This window comes from Aliirhizobium sp. YIM B11859 (assembly GCF_057163345.1).
In genome coordinates, this window is record NZ_JBXHAY010000003.1 from 710,195 (window position 1) to 729,035 (window position 18,841).

The 18,841-nt window shown below is 60.8% G+C and carries 20 protein-coding genes and 1 tRNA gene; 3 read left to right on the top strand and 18 right to left on the bottom strand.

Annotated features, from left to right (window positions below; translation table 11 throughout):
* Positions 1–72: 72 nt before the first annotated feature.
* The 7 genes from AC2GXZ_RS15650 to pcsA all read right to left on the bottom strand — a co-directional run bounded on the left by AC2GXZ_RS15650 (position 73) and on the right by pcsA (position 9,888).
* Positions 73–2,409, bottom strand: coding sequence for a membrane-bound PQQ-dependent dehydrogenase, glucose/quinate/shikimate family (locus AC2GXZ_RS15650; protein ID WP_483760077.1), 2,337 nt, complete (start codon positions 2,407–2,409; stop codon positions 73–75).
* A gap of 379 nt (positions 2,410–2,788) precedes the next feature.
* Positions 2,789–4,147, bottom strand: a complete 1,359-nt coding sequence (gene glmU, locus AC2GXZ_RS15655; RefSeq protein ID WP_483760078.1) for a bifunctional UDP-N-acetylglucosamine diphosphorylase/glucosamine-1-phosphate N-acetyltransferase GlmU — start codon at positions 4,145–4,147, stop codon at positions 2,789–2,791.
* Positions 4,148–4,278: 131 nt separating this feature from the next.
* Complete coding sequence (locus AC2GXZ_RS15660) at positions 4,279–5,352, bottom strand: BMP family ABC transporter substrate-binding protein (protein ID WP_483760079.1); 1,074 nt, start codon at positions 5,350–5,352, stop codon at positions 4,279–4,281.
* Positions 5,353–5,393: 41 nt separating this feature from the next.
* Positions 5,394–6,320, bottom strand: coding sequence for an ABC transporter permease (locus AC2GXZ_RS15665; protein WP_483760080.1), 927 nt, complete (start codon positions 6,318–6,320; stop codon positions 5,394–5,396).
* Positions 6,320–7,408 carry an ABC transporter permease gene (locus AC2GXZ_RS15670; RefSeq protein ID WP_483760081.1) on the bottom strand — a complete coding sequence of 363 codons (1,089 nt, stop codon included), beginning with the start codon at positions 7,406–7,408 and terminating at the stop codon, positions 6,320–6,322. The genes AC2GXZ_RS15665 and AC2GXZ_RS15670 overlap by 1 nt, the downstream gene beginning before the upstream one ends.
* Positions 7,398–8,993 carry an ABC transporter ATP-binding protein gene (locus tag AC2GXZ_RS15675; protein WP_483760082.1) on the bottom strand — a complete coding sequence of 532 codons (1,596 nt, stop codon included), beginning with the start codon at positions 8,991–8,993 and terminating at the stop codon, positions 7,398–7,400. Before AC2GXZ_RS15675 ends, AC2GXZ_RS15670 begins: the two co-directional genes overlap by 11 nt.
* 166 nt (positions 8,994–9,159) lie before the next feature.
* The gene (pcsA, locus tag AC2GXZ_RS15680) at positions 9,160–9,888 is read right to left on the bottom strand and encodes a phosphatidylcholine synthase (RefSeq protein WP_483760083.1); all 729 of its coding nucleotides are present in this window, start codon (positions 9,886–9,888) and stop codon (positions 9,160–9,162) included.
* A gap of 199 nt (positions 9,889–10,087) precedes the next feature.
* Here pcsA and AC2GXZ_RS15685 point away from each other — a divergent pair, with 199 nt between their 5' ends.
* The gene (locus AC2GXZ_RS15685) at positions 10,088–11,302 is read left to right on the top strand and encodes a UbiH/UbiF family hydroxylase (RefSeq protein WP_483760084.1); all 1,215 of its coding nucleotides are present in this window, start codon (positions 10,088–10,090) and stop codon (positions 11,300–11,302) included.
* A gap of 21 nt (positions 11,303–11,323) precedes the next feature.
* Here the strand turns inward: AC2GXZ_RS15685 and AC2GXZ_RS15690 are convergent, their stop codons facing one another.
* Positions 11,324–12,097, bottom strand: coding sequence for a cytochrome c biogenesis CcdA family protein (locus AC2GXZ_RS15690; RefSeq protein WP_483760085.1), 774 nt, complete (start codon positions 12,095–12,097; stop codon positions 11,324–11,326).
* A 242-nt stretch (positions 12,098–12,339) separates the two neighbouring features.
* On the opposite strand from AC2GXZ_RS15690, the gene AC2GXZ_RS15695 reads away from it, so the two are divergent.
* A tRNA-Lys gene (locus tag AC2GXZ_RS15695) sits at positions 12,340–12,415 on the top strand.
* A 296-nt stretch (positions 12,416–12,711) separates the two neighbouring features.
* On the opposite strand, the gene AC2GXZ_RS15700 is transcribed toward AC2GXZ_RS15695, so the two are convergent.
* The 10 genes from AC2GXZ_RS15700 to AC2GXZ_RS15745 all read right to left on the bottom strand — a co-directional run bounded on the left by AC2GXZ_RS15700 (position 12,712) and on the right by AC2GXZ_RS15745 (position 18,438).
* A complete protein-coding gene (locus tag AC2GXZ_RS15700) occupies positions 12,712–13,362 on the bottom strand; it encodes a deoxynucleotide monophosphate kinase family protein (RefSeq protein WP_483760086.1) in 651 nt (216 codons plus the stop codon).
* A gap of 149 nt (positions 13,363–13,511) precedes the next feature.
* Positions 13,512–13,874, bottom strand: a complete 363-nt coding sequence (locus AC2GXZ_RS15705; RefSeq protein ID WP_483760087.1) for a hypothetical protein — start codon at positions 13,872–13,874, stop codon at positions 13,512–13,514.
* Complete coding sequence (locus AC2GXZ_RS15710) at positions 13,871–14,071, bottom strand: hypothetical protein (protein WP_483760088.1); 201 nt, start codon at positions 14,069–14,071, stop codon at positions 13,871–13,873. Before AC2GXZ_RS15710 ends, AC2GXZ_RS15705 begins: the two co-directional genes overlap by 4 nt.
* A 175-nt stretch (positions 14,072–14,246) precedes the next feature.
* Positions 14,247–14,915, bottom strand: coding sequence for a DUF1937 family protein (locus AC2GXZ_RS15715; RefSeq protein WP_483760089.1), 669 nt, complete (start codon positions 14,913–14,915; stop codon positions 14,247–14,249).
* Positions 14,912–15,085, bottom strand: a complete 174-nt coding sequence (locus AC2GXZ_RS15720) for a hypothetical protein (protein WP_483760090.1) — start codon at positions 15,083–15,085, stop codon at positions 14,912–14,914. Before AC2GXZ_RS15720 ends, AC2GXZ_RS15715 begins: the two co-directional genes overlap by 4 nt.
* Positions 15,085–15,558, bottom strand: a complete 474-nt coding sequence (locus AC2GXZ_RS15725; RefSeq protein ID WP_483760091.1) for a nucleoside triphosphate pyrophosphohydrolase family protein — start codon at positions 15,556–15,558, stop codon at positions 15,085–15,087. The genes AC2GXZ_RS15720 and AC2GXZ_RS15725 overlap by 1 nt, the downstream gene beginning before the upstream one ends.
* A 228-nt stretch (positions 15,559–15,786) precedes the next feature.
* Positions 15,787–15,990 (bottom strand): hypothetical protein, encoded by a 204-nt coding sequence (locus AC2GXZ_RS15730; RefSeq protein WP_483760092.1) that lies wholly within the window; start codon positions 15,988–15,990, stop codon positions 15,787–15,789.
* Positions 15,987–17,246, bottom strand: coding sequence for an oxidoreductase (locus AC2GXZ_RS15735; protein WP_483760093.1), 1,260 nt, complete (start codon positions 17,244–17,246; stop codon positions 15,987–15,989). Before AC2GXZ_RS15735 ends, AC2GXZ_RS15730 begins: the two co-directional genes overlap by 4 nt.
* Positions 17,243–17,560: a hypothetical protein gene (locus AC2GXZ_RS15740; RefSeq protein WP_483760094.1), complete on the bottom strand. Its 318-nt coding sequence runs from the start codon at positions 17,558–17,560 to the stop codon at positions 17,243–17,245. Before AC2GXZ_RS15740 ends, AC2GXZ_RS15735 begins: the two co-directional genes overlap by 4 nt.
* Positions 17,561–17,796: 236 nt before the next feature.
* Positions 17,797–18,438: a S1C family serine protease gene (locus AC2GXZ_RS15745; RefSeq protein WP_483760095.1), complete on the bottom strand. Its 642-nt coding sequence runs from the start codon at positions 18,436–18,438 to the stop codon at positions 17,797–17,799.
* Positions 18,439–18,594: 156 nt separating this feature from the next.
* Here AC2GXZ_RS15745 and AC2GXZ_RS15750 point away from each other — a divergent pair, with 156 nt between their 5' ends.
* Positions 18,595–18,828 carry a hypothetical protein gene (locus tag AC2GXZ_RS15750; protein ID WP_483760096.1) on the top strand — a complete coding sequence of 78 codons (234 nt, stop codon included), beginning with the start codon at positions 18,595–18,597 and terminating at the stop codon, positions 18,826–18,828.
* Positions 18,829–18,841 lie beyond the last annotated feature (13 nt).

Genomic DNA, 18,841 nt, shown 5'->3' on the forward strand with positions numbered 1-18,841 from the left:
ATGCGCCGACGAAAAAGGGAGGCGGATCGCTCCGCCTCCCTTCCAATGTCACCCTGGAGTGACGCCTTGGCCTTACTTGCGCAAACGATAGGCGACCACATAGTCGCCGCGCTGCGGGCTCTGGCGGGCGCCACCGGCTGCGATCAGCACATACTGATTGCCGTCCTTGCCCATATAGGTCATCGGCGTCGCCTGGGCGCCGATCGGCATCCGGCCCTTCCATTTTTCGTCACCGGTCGCGGTGTCGATGGCGCGCAGATAGAAATCCTGCGTGCCGGCATAGAAGGTTAGACCACCGGCGGTCGTCAAAGGACCACCGAGCGTCGGCATGCCGATCTGCATGCCGAGCGGAACCTTGAGGCCGTTCGGCAACACGCTGTCTTCGACCGAACCCAGCGGACGCTGCCAGACGAGCTTGCCGGTTTCCAGATCGACGGCAGAAAGCGTACCCCATGGCGGCATGTGGCACGGAACGCCGAGCGGCGAATAGAAGCCGCCACGAAGGGCCGCAAACGGCGTACCTTCCTGCGGATGAACGCCGGCGTCATGGCTCATGTTGGCCGACATGGCAGGCGTTGCCTCTTCGCGCAGGATCAGTTCTGCGAGCTGCGGCATGCGGATATCGTTGATGATGCCGAGGCCACGGCTTTCGTCGATCGCCATCGAACCCCAGTTCATGCCACCATAGAAGCCGGGATAGATCAGCGTGCGCGCACCCTGGATCATCGGCGTGTAACGGCCTTCATAACGGAGCTTCTTGAAGGCAATACGGCATGCCAGCTGGTCGAACGGCGTTGCACCCCACATGTCGGCTTCCGTCAGGACGGCACCGCCGAGATGCGGCATCTCCACCGAGAACGGCTGGGTCGGGGAAACGGCGTCGCCTTCCTGATGCGTCTGGGTGACCGGACGCTCCTCGACCTTCTTCACCGGGTCGCCGGTGCGGCGGTCGAGAACGTAGATGTCGCCCTGCTTGGTGGTCTGGACGACGACCGGCGTACCGTCTGCCATGTCGTAGAGAGCCGGCTGCGAAGCGGTGTCATAGTCCCAGACGTCGTGATGGACGAACTGGAAGTGCCAACGCTCGCGGCCGGTGGCAATGTCGAGGGCAACCAGCGACGCGCCATATTTGTTGGACGCTTCGTTGCGGTGGCCGCTCCAGAAGTCCGGTGTCGCATTGCCCATCGGCAGATAGATCAGGCCGAGCTTGGCATCGAAGGCTGGCGTCGACCACATGTTCGGCGTGCCGCGCGTATAGGTCTCGCCTTCCGGCGGCAGCTTGGTGATCGCCGGATTGCCGAGATCCCAGGCCCAGACCAGTTCGCCGTTTTCGGCGCTGTAGGCACGGATGACACCCGACGGCTCATTGGTGTCGCGACCATCGCGCACCCAGCCGCCGATGATGACGAGACCGTTGGTGACGGTCGGCATCGAGGTCGGGAAATAGTAGGTTTCCTTCACATCGCCGAGGCCGTCCTTGAGGTTGGCCGCACCGTTTGCACCGAACTGACCGCAGGTCTCGCCGGTATTGGCATCGAGCGCGATCATCTGCGCGTCGATCGTCGTCAGGATCAGGCGTGCATGGCACTGCTGGCCCTCGGGCACGACGGCGCTTTCATAATAACCGACGCCGCGGCAACGGTTCCAGAAGGTGTTGCTCTTCGCCTTCGGGTCGAAGCGCCACTTTTCCTGACCTGTCGTCGCATCGAGCGAGATCACCTTGTTGAGCGGCGTGCAGACATAGATGTTGTCGCCGATCTGGGTGGGGGTGTTCTGGAATTCCGACCCCTTGACCGGCTCTTCGCCGGTACGGAAGGTCCAGGCGACTTCCAGGTTGGAGACATTGTCCGCGGTGATCTGGTTATAGGGGGCAAAGCGTGTGCCGGCGCCGCTATAACCGTAATACTGCCAGTTCGAGCCCTTTTCAGACGGCTGAGCCGCTGCGCGGGCGGTAACCGGAGCGTCGGGACGAAGAACGCCCTGCGGCTGGAAGGCACCCCATACGCCATAGGCGACGATGGCGAGAAGAACCACGGCGAGACCGAAACCCGGCAGCTTGGCACGGCTGCCAGCCATGGCCGGCAGAAGAAGAGCCGCCAGGATGCCGATGACGACGAACGGCGCCAGACGCGGCACGAGGCCCCAGAAGGCGAAGCCGACTTCATAGACGCCCCAGATGGCCGTCGCGACACCGATCGCGAGGAACAGCGCGAGGCCGGACGCGCTGCCGCGTACCAGAAGCCAGGCCGAAACCAGCAATGCGATACCGGCGATCAGGTAATACCAGGACCCGCCAAGTGTGATCAGATAACCGCCCCCGGCCACGAAGGCCGCTCCGAAGAGGAAGAGGACGACGGCGAGTGCAATCACAAGCCATCTGAACGGCTTGTGGGATGTGAGCTCCGCCACGGAAATTCTCCATAACAATTAAAGGGAAGCCGCCCTCCTGAACGGACAGCGACAGCTGCGCCAATTTGCGCACTTGACAGAAGCGCACCGCAAGCTTGCCCCGGAATTGCCGTTAAAAAACCACAGAGTCAACGATTTTGCCCCTAATTTTATGGGGGTTAAACAGATAACATGATTTTTATAGTCATGTTATTCAATGCAGGCAAGCGCATTGGCGCATGCTGGGCAGGTGCGACCAATCGCCATACCTCGCTAAAGCACCGATAAATCAGCGTCCAGTTGTAAATTCACGGCGGATCCAAAGGACGGGCATCAGCTTCCCGCAGGGCGCGCAAATGCGCGCGGCCCATCATTCACATTTTCGTGATTTCGCCTGAAGTCAACTCTTCTGGCGGCTTTTCTTCAAGACAAGTGCCCGCTCGCGAATCGCCAGGGCACGATCCGGCTTGACCTCCTGCCGCGCCCGCCCGAAAGCCAGCGCATCGGCAGGCACATCCTCGGTGATCACGCTGCCCGAAGCGATATATGCGCCATCGCCGATCGACACGGGGGCAACCAGCGACGAGTTCGAACCGACAAACGAGTTCGCTCCGATGCGGGTTTCGAACTTGTTCACCCCGTCATAATTGCAGGTGATCGTGCCGGCACCGATATTGGCATGGGCGCCGATCACGGCGTCGCCGATATAGGTCAGGTGATTGACCTTGGCGCCCTCGCCCACCTTGCCGTTCTTCACCTCGCAGAAATTGCCGACCTTGGAGCCTTGCGCCAGATCCGCGCCCGGACGAAGCCGCGCAAAAGGCCCGACTGTCGCACCGGCACTCACATGCGCGCCTTCGATATGCGAAAACGCATGGATGACGGCGCCGCCATCGATCGAAACGCCGGGACCAAAGACGACGTTAGGCTCGATCAGCGCGTCCTGACCGATCTCGGTATCAAACGACAGGAACACGGTTTCCGGCGCGATCATCGACACGCCCGACACCATCAGTTCGTGGCGCCGGCGCTCCTGCCACAGCCTTTCGATATAAGCGAGTTCGGCGCGGTTGTTGCAGCCGGTCAGTTCCGTCTCCGGCGCATCGACCGCCACAACCTTGCCGCCTTCGGCGCGGGCGATCTCGACGAGGTCGGTGAGGTAATATTCGCCCTTGGCATTGCTGTTGCCGATCTTGTCAAGCAGCGCCAGCGCCTTGCGGCCATTGATCGCCATCAGCCCGCTATTGCACCAGGTAACCTTGCGTTCCTCGTCCGTCGCATCCTTCTCCTCACGGATGGCGACGAGCTCACCATTTTCGACCAGCAACCGCCCGTAACCGGCCGGCTTGTCGGTGTGGAAACCGATGACGACGACGTCAGCGCCTTCGGCAAGCTTTTCGCGGGCAGCGGTAAACGGCGCGGCGGTGATCAACGGCACGTCGCCATAGGCAACCAGCACGTCGTCGAAACCTTCGGCGATCGCCGCGCGGGCCGCCAGCACCGCATGCCCGGTCCCCAGCCTTTCGGTCTGCAGAAAACTCTTCACCGAGATCCCGTCGATCGCACCGGCCTTGGCGACCTTTTCCGCATCACGCCCGACGACCAGCGCCGCATCGGTCATCCCGGCAGAGGCGACCGCCGCCATCACATGCGCGATCATCGGGCGGTTGGCGACCGGATGCAGCACCTTCGACATCAACGATTTCATGCGGGTGCTGTCGCCGGCGGCGAGGATGACGGCAAGGCAGGAACGGCTCATATGGGGAATCTCCTTCGGCAATCCGTCGCTGTTTAGCAGCATGTGTGTTGAGGCGCGATAAACGGCTTGTGTCCTGCCGAAACAAAAAGGGCGCCTCGCGGCGCCCTTTCAACATCTCGATCAGCGGCCGATCACTTCGGCAGCTTGTCGTCCACGCCTTCGATGTAGAAGTTCATGCCGAGCAGCACGCCGTCCTCGGCCTTTTCGCCGGCCTTCAGCCACGCGGTGCCGTCCTGCTTGTTGATCGGGCCGGTAAACGGATGCAGCTCGCCGGACTTGATCTTGGCTTCGGTCTCTTCGGCCATCGCCTTCACGTCGTCAGGCATGTTGGTGTAAGGAGCCATGGTCAGGATGCCGTCCTTCAGACCGTCCCAGATCTGCTCCGACTTCCAGGTGCCGTCGAGCAGCGCCTTGGTACGCTTGATGTAATAGGCGCCCCAGGTGTCGACGATCGCCGTTAGCTGCGTCTTCGGGCCGGCCGCGATCATGTCGGATGCCTGGCCGAAGGCGAGGATGCCGCGCTCGGAAGCGACCTGCATCGGCGCCGTCGTGTCGGTGTGCTGCGTCAGGATATCGACGCCCTGGTCGATCAGCGCCTTGGCCGCATCGGCTTCCTTGCCCGGGTCGAACCAGGTATTGGCCCAGACGACCTTGAGCTTGAAGTTCGGGTTGACCGACTTCGCACCGAGTTCGAAGGCGTTTATGCCCATCACCACTTCCGGGATCGGGAAGGACGCGATGTAACCGGCGACACCCTTCTTCGACATCTTGGCCGCGATCTGGCCCTGGATGTAGCGGCCTTCATAAAAGCGCGAATTGTAGGTTGCGAGGTTGGCAGCGGACTTGAAGCCGGTCGCATGTTCGAACTTCACATCCGGGAATTTCTGGGCAACCTTGACGGTCGCGTCCATGAAGCCGAACGAGGTGGTGAAGACGATCGCGCAGCCCGAGCGAGCCATGCGCTCGATGGCGCGCTCGGCATCCGGGCCTTCCGGCACGTTTTCAAGGAAAGGCGTCTCGATCTTGTCGCCCAGAGCTTTGTCGAGCTCCATGCGTCCACGGTCATGCGCCTGGGTCCAGCCGCCATCGGTTTTCGAACCGACATAGATGAAGCAGACCTTCTTTTTTTCCTGTGCTGACGCACTGCCGGAAAAGCCGCCGAGCATGGCAGCCGTCGCGGCCAGAGCAATTATGAGTTTCTTCATTTTCCAACCTCTGATGGAGTATGACATGGACGTTAACGCGGTCACCGGTCGGGGACAAATGGTTTTCCGAGCGAAGCCGGCGTATTGATGAGTGTCGTGCGTCGATTATGCGAAATGATGATCAGCACGACAATAGTTGCCGCATAGGGAAGTGCGGATAAGAACTGCGACGGAATGGCGATCCCGACATTCTGGGCAAGCAGCTGGGCATGCAACTGCCCGATGCCGACCGCGCCGAACAGATAACCGCCGGCCAGCACCCGCCACGGCCGCCAGGAGGCGAAGACCACCAGCGCCAGCGCGATCCAGCCGCGCCCGGCCGACATGTTTTCCACCCATTGCGGTGTGTAGACGAGCGATAGCTGCGCGCCGGCGAGACCGGCGCAGGCGCCGCCGAACAGGACGGCGAGATAACGGGTCCTCACGACATTGATGCCGAGCGCATGCGCCGATCCGTGGCTGTCGCCGATCGCCCGCATCTTCAGGCCCGTCCGGCTCTTGAACAGGAACCAGCTGATGCCGAAGACCAGGATTATCGACAGATAGAAGGTCAGGTCCTGGGAAAACAGCACGCGGCCGAGGAACGGAATGTCGGACAGAACCGGAATGACGATCGCCGGCAAGCGGACACCCGGCATGCCGACAAAGGCCTCGCCGATCTGGCCGGAAAGACCCAGTCCAAGGATCGTCAGCGCCAGACCGGTTGCCACCTGGTTTGCCACCAGCGTCAGCGTCAGGAAACCGAACAGCAGCGAAAACAGCCCACCGCCGACAATCCCGCCGACAATGCCGAGATAAGGTGAACCGGTCAGCTGCGCCGTCGCAAACGCCGCAACCGCGCCCATGATCATCATCCCCTCGACACCGAGGTTGAGCACGCCGGACCGTTCCGTCACCAGTTCGCCGAGTGCCGCGATCACCAGCGGGGTCGATGCGGTAATCACCGTCAGAAGGATCGCTTCGAACATCAGCCTTTCACCTCCGACGCGCTGGAACGGCTAAAGACCATGCGGATCCGGTAATGGATCAGCGTATCGCAGGAGAGCACGAAAAACAGGATTAGCCCCTGGAAGACACGGCTCACCTTGTCGGAAATCCCCAGCGACAGCTGCGCCGCCTCACCGCCGAGGTATGTCAGCGCCAGCACGAAACCGGACGCGATGATGCCGAGCGGATTGAGCCGTCCGAGGAAGGCGACGATGATCGCGGTAAAGCCGTAGCCTGGCGAAATCACCGGCTGCACATGACCGATCGAGCCCGACACTTCCGAGATCCCGGCAAGCCCGGCAAGTGCGCCCGATAGCAGCATCGAGAACCACACCATGTTGCGCGCAGAAAAGCCGGCAAACCGCCCTGCCCGCTCCGACTGGCCGAGCACCGAAACCTGGAACCCCTTGAGCATGAAGCGCATCATGAACCACAAGGCCACCGCCACGACGATTGCGAAAACGATTTCCAGATGCGCACGTCCGGACGCCATGATCTCCGGCAGCACCGCTTCCGGCTGGAAACTCTTCGTCTGCGGGAAGTTATAGCCCTGCGGATCGCGCCACGGACCACGCACCAGCCAGTCGAGGAAAAGCTGGGCGATATAGACCAGCATCAGGCTGGTGAGGATCTCGTTGGTGTTGAACCGCGTCTTCAACAGCGCAGGGATGCCGGCATAAAGCGCCCCACCGAGCATCCCCATGACCAGCATCAACGGCAGGATCAGCGGCGAATGCCATTCCGGATAGAGCACCGGCAGGATCGAACCGGTGATCGCGCCGATGGTGAACTGGCCCTCGGCGCCGATATTCCAGTTGTTGGAGCGGTAACACACGGACAAGCCCACCGCGATCAGGATCAGCGGCGCCGCCTTGACCGCCAGCTCATGCAGCGACCAGACATCGAGCAGCGGTTCGACGAAATAGATGTAGAGCGAACCGAGAGGGCTTTTGCCCAGAAGCCCGAACATGATCGCACCGGATACCAGCGTCAGCACCAGCGCCAGCAACGGCGACAGGATGGAAAACAGCGTCGAGGTGCCGGCCCGTTTCTGCAGTTCAATGCGCATGTCTGCCCTCCGCCACGGATGGTGCGGTCCCTTCCGCAGAGTGGCTTTCGTGAATTCCGCCCATCAGAAGGCCGATCTGCTCCAGCGAAAGCTCGCCCGCCGGATACGGATCGGACAACCTGCCATCGGAAATCACCGCGATCGTCGTGGCGATCTCGAAAATCTCGTCGAGATCCTGGCTGATGACGATGACGGCCGAACCCGCCTTCGCAAGATCGACAAGCGCCTGCCGGATACGGCTCGCCGCTCCCGCATCGACACCCCAGGTCGGCTGGTTGACCACCAGCACCGCCGGCTGGCGGTCGAGCTCGCGGCCGACGATGAATTTCTGCAGGTTTCCGCCCGACAGCGATCCGGCTGCCGGGTCGTCGCCGCTCTTGCGCACATCCATGACCGAACAGATCCGCCGCGAGGCCGACAGGATCGCGTCGCGCTTGAGGATTGATAGCAGCCCGCCCGCCAGAAACGCCTTCCTGTCGGAAACGCTGCGGGCAAGAAGCAGGTTGTCGGAAAGCGGCAGCGCCGAGACGGCCGCATGACCATGCCGTTCCTCCGGAACGAAGCCTGCGCCGATCAGCCGTCGACCGTTGATGCGGATACGCCCGACCGGCTTGCCGCGCAGTTTGATGCCGTCATTGTCGGCGATCGGATATTCGCCGGACAGCGCATCGAAAAGCTCCGACTGGCCATTGCCGGCAATACCTGCCACCGCCAGCACTTCACCGGCCCTGACCTTGAGCGAGATATCCTTCAGCGACACCGCAAACGGCGTACGCGACGACACCGACACATGATCGACCTCGACCAGCACATCGCCGGCCTGCGAAAGTCCTTCGCGCTTCACCTCGGCGACTTCGCTGCCCACCATCATCCGCGCCAGCGATGCCGGTGTTTCCTGTTTGGGATCGCAGGCACCGGTCACCTTGCCATGGCGCAGCACGGTTGCGCGGTCGCAAATGCGCCGCACCTCCTCCAGCCGATGGCTGATATAAAGTACAGAGCGGCCCTCCGCCTTGAGGCGCATCAGCGTCTCGAACAGCCGTTCGGCCTCCTGCGGTGTCAGCACGGAGGTCGGCTCGTCGAGAATGATCAGCTTGGGGTTCTGCAAGAGCGCCCGGATGATCTCGATGCGCTGGCGTTCGCCGACCGAAAGATCGGCGACATGCGCCGATGGATCGAGCGGCAGACCGTAGGCTTTCGACAGGGTCGCCGTCTCTTCGGCGATCTTGGCAAGCGGGGTTCTCGGATCGAGCGACAGGGCGATGTTTTCCGCCACCGTCAGCGCCTCGAAAAGCGAGAAGTGCTGGAACACCATGCCGACACCGAGCCGCCTTGCCGCACCCGGAGAGGCGATCTGCACTGGCAAACCTTGCCAAATAATCGCCCCGGACGTCGGTTGCAGCACCCCGAACAGCATCTTGACGAGCGTCGACTTGCCGGCGCCGTTTTCGCCAAGCAGCGCATGGATCTCGCCCTGGCCGATATCGAGATCGATCTCGTTGCAAGCCGCGAAACTGCCGAAGAGCTTGGTTACCCCCCGGACAGAGAGAAGCGGGCTCGCCTCAACGCCCTCGGAAAACGTCACGGAACCCCCTTTTATATGCAGCACCGTCCGTTCCAGCGCTGCATCTGCTTTCGTTTTTTAAAATGAATGCGCCGCCATCGTCACGCCCGAAGACAGCCGCTTGATATTGATACCGTTTTTATAGAGTTCCACAACATGAAACAGCAGCGGAGAAAACCCCGCGCACCTATTTTCCAAGGCTTGGAAAAAGCTGCAATATTCCACCGATGCAATAGAGGTAAATGCCGCTGATCACCACACCCCAGACGACCCAGTCGGGCGACTGGAAATGCAACAGAAGCGAGTAGCCCCCGAGCACGCACCAGATCAGCCCGACCCCCAGATTGAGCGGTCTCAGCCGCTTGACGCGAACAGGATGCAGAAAATTGATCGGCAGGAATGTCAGTACCACCGAGACCGAGACGACGATCAATGCGGTCGTGGCGGTCGCGTCGATGACGAACAGCGTAAACACCACCATGTTCCACACGACCGGGAAACCGGAGAAGAAATATTCGTCCGTTTTCATCCCCGTATCGGCATAATAGACGGCGCTCGACACGACGATGGCGCCGGCGGCGACGAATGACCAGGGCTCGCCGATCATGCCGCTCTGATAAAGCGCAAAAGCCGGCAGAAGCACATAGGTCACATAGTCGATAATGTTGTCGAGCGTGTCGCCCGACCAGTTCGGCAGCACTTCCTTGACCTTCACCTTGCGGGCGATCGGGCCGTCGATTCCGTCGACGAGAAGCGCAAGACCCAGCCACCAGAACATGTCGACAAACCGGTGTTCAGCAGCGGCGACAACGCCGAGAAATGCGAGAAACGATCCCGAAGCGGTGAGAAGATGAACAGAGAACGCACGGATTTCCGCATAGGGAACTGCACGATAATTGAAGATCCGTCTGAACACGCCCACGTCCCGTTTTTATTTTGGCCTTCGGGTATGCGGCCAATTCGGCCATATTGCAACCGGCGGCGGGCAGCGCTTCGCCGCGCCACCTCATGTTATGCACTGCTTACGCAGGCAGATCTCGGTTTACCCGATTACCCCATGGATCGAAACCGCCGGACGCATTACATAGTCGCCAGACTATGATGGGAATTTTGATATGCAGCATTACGAGATCGCGATCGTCGGTGGCGGACTGGCAGGCTCGGTGGCGGCTCTGGCACTTGGCAGGGCCGGACGCAAGGTCTGCCTCATCGCCGCCCCGCTCAACCAGGATGACGGGCGCACCACCGCCCTGATGGATCAGTCGGTACGGTATCTCGAGCGGCTCGGCATCTGGGAAAAGATCCTCCCCTCGACCGCCGGCCTGCAGATCATGCAGATCCTTGACGGCACGACCCGCCTCCTGCGGGCTCCACCGGCACAGTTCCGCGCCAGCGATATCGACCTTGCCGCCTTCGGCTACAACATCCCCAACAAGGCGCTCTCCGAAGTGCTGGATGGCGCACTCGCCTCCGAACCCAACATTTCTCGGCTCCAGAAGAATGCTGCAAGCATCGCCGTCCAGACCGACAAGGTGGTCGTTTCGCTTGCCGACGGTGAAGTCGTCGAAGCCGATTTCGTCATCGGCGCCGATGGCCGCAAGTCGATCACCCGCGAGGCGGCCGGCATCGACGTCAAGAGATGGTCCTACCCGCAATCCGCAGTCGTGCTGAATTTCAGCCATGCCCTTCCGCATGGCAATGTCTCGACCGAATTCCACACCGAAAGCGGCCCCTTCACCCAGGTGCCCCTGCCCGGCGCACGTTCCTCGCTCGTCTGGGTCGTACGCCCTGAAGAGGCCGCACGCCTCGTCGCCCTGCCAACGGAAGAGCTTTCGTCGGTCGTCGAGACCCGCATGCAGTCGATCCTCGGCAAGGTCACCGTCGAGGGACAGGCGCAGAGCTGGCCGCTGTCGAGCATGATGGCCGAACGTTTCGGCGCCGGCCGGGTGGCGCTGATCGGCGAGGCCGCCCATGCCTTCCCGCCGATCGGAGCCCAGGGCCTCAATCTTTCGCTGCGAGACAGCATGACGCTCGCCGACCTGCTGTCCGCAGTCCGCGACAGGCCGATACCGGCAGACGCCGGTGACCGCTATAACCGCCGCCGCCGCATCGACGTGATGAGCCGCACGTTCAGCGTCGACATCCTGAACCGGTCTCTGCTTTCCGATTTCCTGCCTGTCCAGATGGTTCGCACCGCCGGCATTCATGTGCTGAACGCCGTCTCGCCGTTACGCAACGTGCTGATGCAGGAAGGCGTAGAGCCCGGCCGCGGGCTGAAAAACCTCGTCAAGGGTCTCGGCGAGACCCTGAAACAGCAGATCCGGCGGTAGGGCGCCGCCTCAAGCCGGACCTCAGCCGATCTGCATCAGGATCGGAAACGTCTCCTGGAACCAGATCGCCGCCGAACTGACAAAGCCGAAGATGAACGCAAGTCCGGTGACGATCAGGAAACAGCCCATGATCTTCTCGACCGTGCCGAGATGGCGGCGAAAACGCGTCAGGAACCGCATGAACACGCCCGAGAACCCGGCCGCGATCCAGAACGGCACGGCCAGACCCAGCGAATAGATGGCAAGCAGCGCCGCCCCCTCGCCCACCGTGTCGCGCGATGCGGCAACGCCGAGGATAGCGCCGAGCACCGGCCCGATGCAGGGCGTCCAGCCGAAGGCGAAGGCAAGTCCCATGAGATAGGCGCCAGACAGCGTCGCCGGCCGCCCGGAAGACTGGAATCGCGCCTCGCGCGACAGGAAACCGATCCGCAGCAGACCGAGAAAATTCAGCCCCATGACGATGATGATCAGCCCGCCGATCTTCGACAAGAGATCGAGATGCTGGCGAAGCAGGACGCCGATCGTCGACGCGCCGGCTCCCAGCATGATGAACACCGTGGCAAAGCCGAGCGTGAAGAAGACCGCCGAACGCAGCACTGCGCTGCGCGCCGGCGACACGATTTCACCCGCCTGCCCCTCACCCGCCATCTCATTTGGCTGGCCACGGAACTGGTCGACCGAAATCCCCGCCATGTAACAGAGATAGGGCGGCACCAGCGGCAAAACGCAGGGCGACAGGAAGGACAGCGTGCCGGCGATCAGCGCGGTGAAGATGGAAATTTCGGCAATCGACACGCATTCACTCCGATCGTGGCACTCCGGTCAAACCGACCAGGCCCCTTGCGGCCTCGCCTTTCCTTGGCAAGGCTCCGGGCACGGCGCTGTAGCGCCGAAAGGCATCCGACGCCAATCACCTTTTGCAGATCGGTCATAAAAGCGTCTGACGATGGCTTTTTTGCTCTTGTAGCGGGTTGACCGCAAGATGTGACCTGCATATGTATCGCGCACTTTCGAGAGGCGCTTCGGCGTTTTGGTGGGAGAGCATAGCTCAGCCGGTAGAGCAACTGACTTTTAATCAGTAGGTCCAGGGTTCGAATCCCTGTGCTCTCACCAAAAAAGTGATTGATTTCATTGAGAAAACCGGAATATAAGCTAGCCGAGATATTGGTCTCGGTTTGCTCAGTTTGCACGTAGTTTGCAAAATTCGTTCCGGCGACGTTCTTGCTGTCGCAACTTTAAGTCGACCATATTATATATTGCGCCACGGTCCAGAAGTCGCAGCGCCATGGGCCGTGCACAATATGCTCTCTGGATCACCGGGCAGGCCTATGGCCGGCCTTATCGGGTCATCGCGGCGGCGATGCTGGCCTAGAACCAGAAAGGGCGGCTCAAAGCCGCCCCTCCCTGTCTCACCCATACCGCCTCAAAGCCTCATCAACCTTCCCGAACAGCGCCTCCTGCGAATTGTCGTTGGCGATCGTCAGATCCTCATCACCGCAGCCGCGCTCTGATTCGTGGTGCCCGGCAATGCCGCCGCGCCCCGTCAGCTTAAAGATGTCACCCCCTAGTCGGCGGATCGCAGCCGCCTCGTTTGCAAAGCGCAGATCATCGACGACGACGCGGCCAGCTTGGGCGAGAATGTCGACGGTGCGCTCTCGCCAGAGGTTGATCCAGAAACCGTCACCAATGCAGTTGCGGCCCCACTCTGTGCCCAGTGTCTGCATGGCGTGGCGAGGCGTCTTGCCGGCGAGCAGGTTGCATGGCTTTTCTTTGAGCGAGCCTTCGATCTCGTCCTCAGTCAGACCAATCAGGCGCATCATGTCCTTGAGCGGCCCAGCGAACTTCACGAGTGTGTAGCCGTGCCGCTCGACAAGGTACTTCGTCGCCGTGGACTTGCCGCTGCCCGCCTGGCCAGTGAATGCGACGACGGGCGGAAGGTTGTCGTTGGCGGCAGTGATGCGAGGCGTGCCTTGCGGGTAGAGGCCGATGGCCGCAGCCAATGCGCCGAGTTCTGTCGGCACTGCGGTGATGCAGCCCGTGTCTTTGGATGCAATTGTCATAGCTTCCTGTCTCCTCTTCTCGTCTTGTTCTCGACAAAAGTCTTCCCACCTCTGACGTGCTTTTCGTTGAGCCTCTGCCCACATGAGCGGCAGCTCCCAAATGTGGATTTCAGGCTCCCGTGGTGGCTTTCGATTGAATGGCCACCACATCAGGCATCCTCCTCCACTTTCTTCCCGATCTTCTCCCGCGTCGGATCATCCATCGACGGCGCCGGATCGTTGCCAGCCAGGATAGACCGGAGCGAAGACAATCGATCGCGAACCAAAGGCCGGAACCGCGTGGCTCGGAAGGGCGGATTGAGATCGCCGAACTGCGGGCAGATCCCGCGGTCTATGCCAACTAGGCGCACGCCGAGATATTCGCCGGCGATGTAGTTTTCATGCATGCCGACCCACGATAGCGTGTAGACCTCGCCTGCCTTGATCTCGAGATACTGCTCTGGAAGCATGCCGTCGTCGACGCAGACGACCTGCATGCCGACGTGGAATTGCCAGGTTCCGTTGGTGGTCATACCGCCTCCTGTCCGAATGAGAACGTGACGATGGCGTGAGGTTCGCCAGTTGCTCGACGCAGCCGGAGCTGCATTTCCTGCCGCAGGTTTTCCCAGAGCCGAGGCTCCAAGCGCTCACCTGTGTGTGAATAGGCGGGGCGAAGCGACATTTGCACCTTGGCGTCGTCGCCTAACGCCATTAGCTCTTCGATGGTCATGCTAGCCACGTTCCCAACCAGATTAATCCCGATGCGGGCCAGAAGGCGGCAACGCCAATCCCAACGATCATTACCACCGGCCCTTTGGCGATGAATGTCTTCACGAAGAAGCCGAACACTACGAACGCCACGGCAACATAGGAAAGGCCGGCTAGGCAGCCAATGTCATCCCTACTCACGCTGCCGACCTCCCCAGCTTCGGCTCCGCGACGCCAAGTTCCGACGGCTCGACGTAGACGATCGGCTTGCCAGCCTTGAGAAAGCTCTCGAACTCGTACTTAAGGCCGACCGAATCCCACCAGCCCCGCATCTCCAAAACGATGAGCGCCGACGCGGCATCGATTAAAGGCTGGTCCTGATCCTTCCAGAAGTCCCACGTGCGCGGCAACTCCTGATAGCGCGTGACGGCGTGACCATGGGCAATCGGGCAGTATATCCGCATGCCTCGCGACATCAGCCTGCCTGCGCACTCGGTGACGACGCGGGCCGCCTCGATCATGCCGGCGTCGTACTTGGCGTAAGGAGAGCCGAGATAGATATAGCCGTGAAGCTTAGACAAGTGGTCCAGAGTGTGCAGCGGCTCGGTTTCCCGGTCGCGTGCCGCCAGATATTTGGCACTGTAGAGGTATGGCTTACCGCTGCCTGTTTCGCCTCGAAGTGCGTCTATGCCGAAACCAGCCGACGCGCCGCTCTCATCGATCGGTTGCGGAACATTGTCATTGGCGGCGACGTACTTGTCGAGCTGGCCGAACGTGGTTGTAGCAACATCGGCGCTATATCGTTTTTGCGAATAAGGTATAACTAGTTCGACCGGCGCTGGCCGTTCTGTTCGCATCAGCATCATGCGGCCTCCTTTTCGACGGCGTCCGCAGCCCTGCGCAGGCAAGCGGCCAGTCCCTCACTACGGATATGATTGAATCGCGCGATCACTGGATCGTTGTTGATGCGCACCTCGTACTGATTGAGGCCGCGCAGATCGCCGTGGCGCGAGATATTACTGATGACTACTGACATCAGAAACCCTTCCCGCCAGCCTTAAGCCGGTTCTCGATCTTGTGGTCGGGACGATTGTCGTTGAAAGCCTGCTTTTCGACGATCGCTCCGCCGAGGTCGTAGCCCATGAACGCAGCCAGGTCGCCGATCCGAATCATGGCGTCGGCAAGCTCGACCTCCATCATCGGCCGATGCGGCAGCTTGTCGTCCATGAGAACCTTGCCGGGCTTGGACTTGCGGAAGCCCTCCATGGCTTCGCTGATCTCGCTGTGGATCAGGCAGAGCATTTCCGGCACGTTGCGATCGAGCGCCTTGCCTGTGGCGAGGTCGGTGTACCAGCCTGCCTTGCGGCTGCGGGCGTGGCAGTCGGCTGCGAAGATGTTGATGGCTGCTGCGTGGGTGTAGGCGGGCGCCGGGTTGTTGTCGTTGGCGGCCTTGCCGATATGTTCAGCAAGTTTTGTCGACACTTCTCTGGATGCGGATTCCATCAGCATTATAATCTCCTCTGTGGTGGTGGTTGCCGCCGGTTGGTGGCCGGCGACCGGTTTGGTTGTTTGGGAATATTGACAACCGTAGAGGGCATACATACGTTTGAGCACGCAGCCTGCATTTACGGGATTTGCTTGATCCCCGATCGTCTAGTGGTAGGACGCCTAGCTAACACCTAGGAAAGACTGGTTCGAATCCAGAGCGGGCTGCCTTTATCGCTCATGCAGCCATCTTCACTCCTCGAACTCGTCCCAAACGGCACTTACCGGCTGGACTTCCGATTCACGATTTCCGGCGAACGTTTCGCCTGTGCCGCAGTAGCCTTGCGCGCCGTATTCGCTTTTGAGAAACAGATCTCCATGGAGGACAAAGAAGCCGGGACGGCATTCTGCGTAACTGCAAGGCCAGCCATCTGGCTGCATCAAGAGCCGTTTCATGCCGCTACCATTGCCGGCACATTGTCATTCGCCGCTGCATACTTTCCGGCAACCATCTCGGGCCGCAGCGTAGACCGGCCGACCTCGCCGTACTGCCGGGAATAGGTGATGACCTTTGCCGACCGTCCCGACAGCCAGCCGCCGCCAGCAGCATAGGCATCAGGCGCGGCGAGCGTCTCATGGCGCTCGACATACATCAGGCCGGACTTGCGGCCTTCGTCGCTGTGCAAGTGTCCGATGTGGGCATAGGCGAACTTGCTGCGACCATAGAGCTCGCGGAACATGCCGGCTAGCGTCGCGTCGACATTGTTGACTCCGCGCTTGTGGCCGTGATGCCAGAACAGCGCCGTGGCTCCCCACTCATAGGCATAGTAGAGGCTCGGCGAATTATCGACCGAGATACGAGGCTCATTCTCGTACATCGCGGCCAGCATCTCGCGTAGCCAGGCAGATGATGCCGGATCATGATTGCCAGACGCCATGATGACGTGGACGTGCTGGTGCTTTTGCAAGAGCATGTCGATGATCCGTCGGATGGTCCGGATGACGACGCGGATTACTTTCTGCAGTCGGCTGTCGGCGTCTAGGACGTGCCTGTGCGCTGGCGTAACGCTCTCAAGCGCGTCGTGGTGCATAAGGTCGCCAATCTGTGCAAGGACAGCAGTGTGAGCATGTGGAGCGTTGGCGATCGCTGCGGCAAACCAGTCGAGGATGAGCTGCTCCGCAATCCGCAGATCGTAGTCGGATCCTGTCTCTTCACGCCACGACAGCATCCCGAAGTGATTGTCGGTGACCGTGAACTGATTGAGGAGGTCCGCTTCTACCGCAGCCGGCGGCAGCATCATAGAGACGCGCGGCAGGTCTTCCTTAAGAGCCTCGACCGTGGCGGCAAAGATCGCCGCGGCATTGTCGCCGTCCGTCGTGGTCTTAATCCACTTGGCGACCTCCCTGCCATGCCCGTCGACGAGAGCCGACACGCCTTTGACGATCTGCCCCCGCGGAAGCGCGAACACCTCACCGGGCGCCTTCGTCTGCTTCACCCAAGCATCGCCCTGCTTGCTGGCGATCGACTTAATGGCGAAGCCCGGCAAAACCGGCTCGGTCCCGAGCTTGCCTTGCTCAGCGGCTCGATGCACGTACTTGTGTGCCGTGCCATAACCAACACCCATCAGCTTGGCGACGACGCGGATGCTGTTGTGCTCGGCGTACAGTCTGCCGGCCTGTTCGATGTTCTCTGGCGGAATGGGGTGGCTCAAGCGGTTGCCTCCTGTCCGGCGTAAGCGCTAAATGCAGCGGAGACAGGCCTCGCTGCTATCTGAGCCGCAGACACCCATTCCCACGCCTCCTCGTTCTGCCCATCCTCGAATAGGTCGGCCGATTTTTCCAAGTTGCCGAGTACCACAGTTAGAGCCGCTCCAAGCTGCATGATTAGCGCCTCTCGCTGTGCAAGCTGATCAGCGACAATCTTGCCGAACACCAACTCGTTCATCTTCGCAGCGAGATCCGGATTGGCCTCGAGCGTCTGCATTGCGGCGCCGATGTCGACGACGATCTTTGGCTGTTCTGCCATCATGTCTCCTGTGGTGTGGTGATAATTGGTGGCCGCATTTGCGCGGCTTGGTGGTTAAGGCAGTTTGCCGAGATATTTGACCCTTTGACCTGTCGCGTAGTCCAAAGCCCACTGCTCGGCAGCCTTCATCGTGGAGTGCGTGTTGGTCCTCGGCTGTCGCCAAAATGGCCACCATTTTGTGCGGATCTGGACTTCGAACCCAGCCCACCTGTCTTCTACGACGCGGTACTCAGCCATCACGCAGCCCGCCCCAACAGCGAGCAAACATCTGAGGATGGCACGACGAAACCGAAGCGAACCGTCATTGGCACAAGGCCAGTTGGATCGGTAAGGATGCCGACGGTGATGCCGACCAGATCTCCATTTGATCCAAAGACAGGGCCACCACTCATGCCCTTCACCGTCGTGATGTCGGTGACGTAGACCGACTTCCACGGCCCGGCCTCGCGCGGCTCTCCTGAGATCTTGCCGTAAGCCGAGACGAAGTCGATAAGCAGCGGATTGCCAAATGCCTCGATAGGCGCCCCAACATCCACTCGGTGGCAGTTGAGGCGAGCGGATGGCAGCGTTGCCGACGACGTGCGCAGCAGTGCGATGTCGTAGGTCTTATTGATCCATAGAACGTCTGACTGCCTGATCTGTCCGTCCTTGGTATTCAACTGCACGCTCTTGGCGTTGCCGACGACGTGCGCAGCAGTCAGGACAAAACCATCTCCGATGTGGACGCCGGAGCCGTGTCCGGTCGGCAACACGACTTTAACTGTGGCGGCGTCGGTGGCCGGAGCCGCGGTGTATGCCGCGACAGTCGGGGCGGCGAAATAGACGACGGCCGAAGCGGCGATAACGAGGGATGCGAATGCGATGCGTCTGAGCTTCATGTGCGGTCTCCTCTGTATGGTGGTGGATGGTGACCGGAAGTTGCTGTTCACATTCAGGGTTGTCAAAAACAAAAAAAGCGCCCTCCGCGGCAAAGCAGAGGGCGCTTGACAGTCCAACAGAAAGAGAACAAAAGAAGAACTAAACGGAGGCAACACATGGCCAGCGAAAAATTTATCGTTCTGCAGTTCAAGAAGAACCGCGGGCAGATCGTGCCGGGCGAAATGCGTCAGGCCTCCAACGCGGCATCGGCAGAGAAGATCGCAGCAGCGATGGCCTCGCGCGTCATCGGCGTCGCTGCGTACTCAGTCATGGTCGACGAAGAAACAGGCGACATGGCGTCTCCTCGCCTGATCTCGCAGTACGGTGAAACAGCGGATATTGCGGCATGAGCCTAAGGATGGC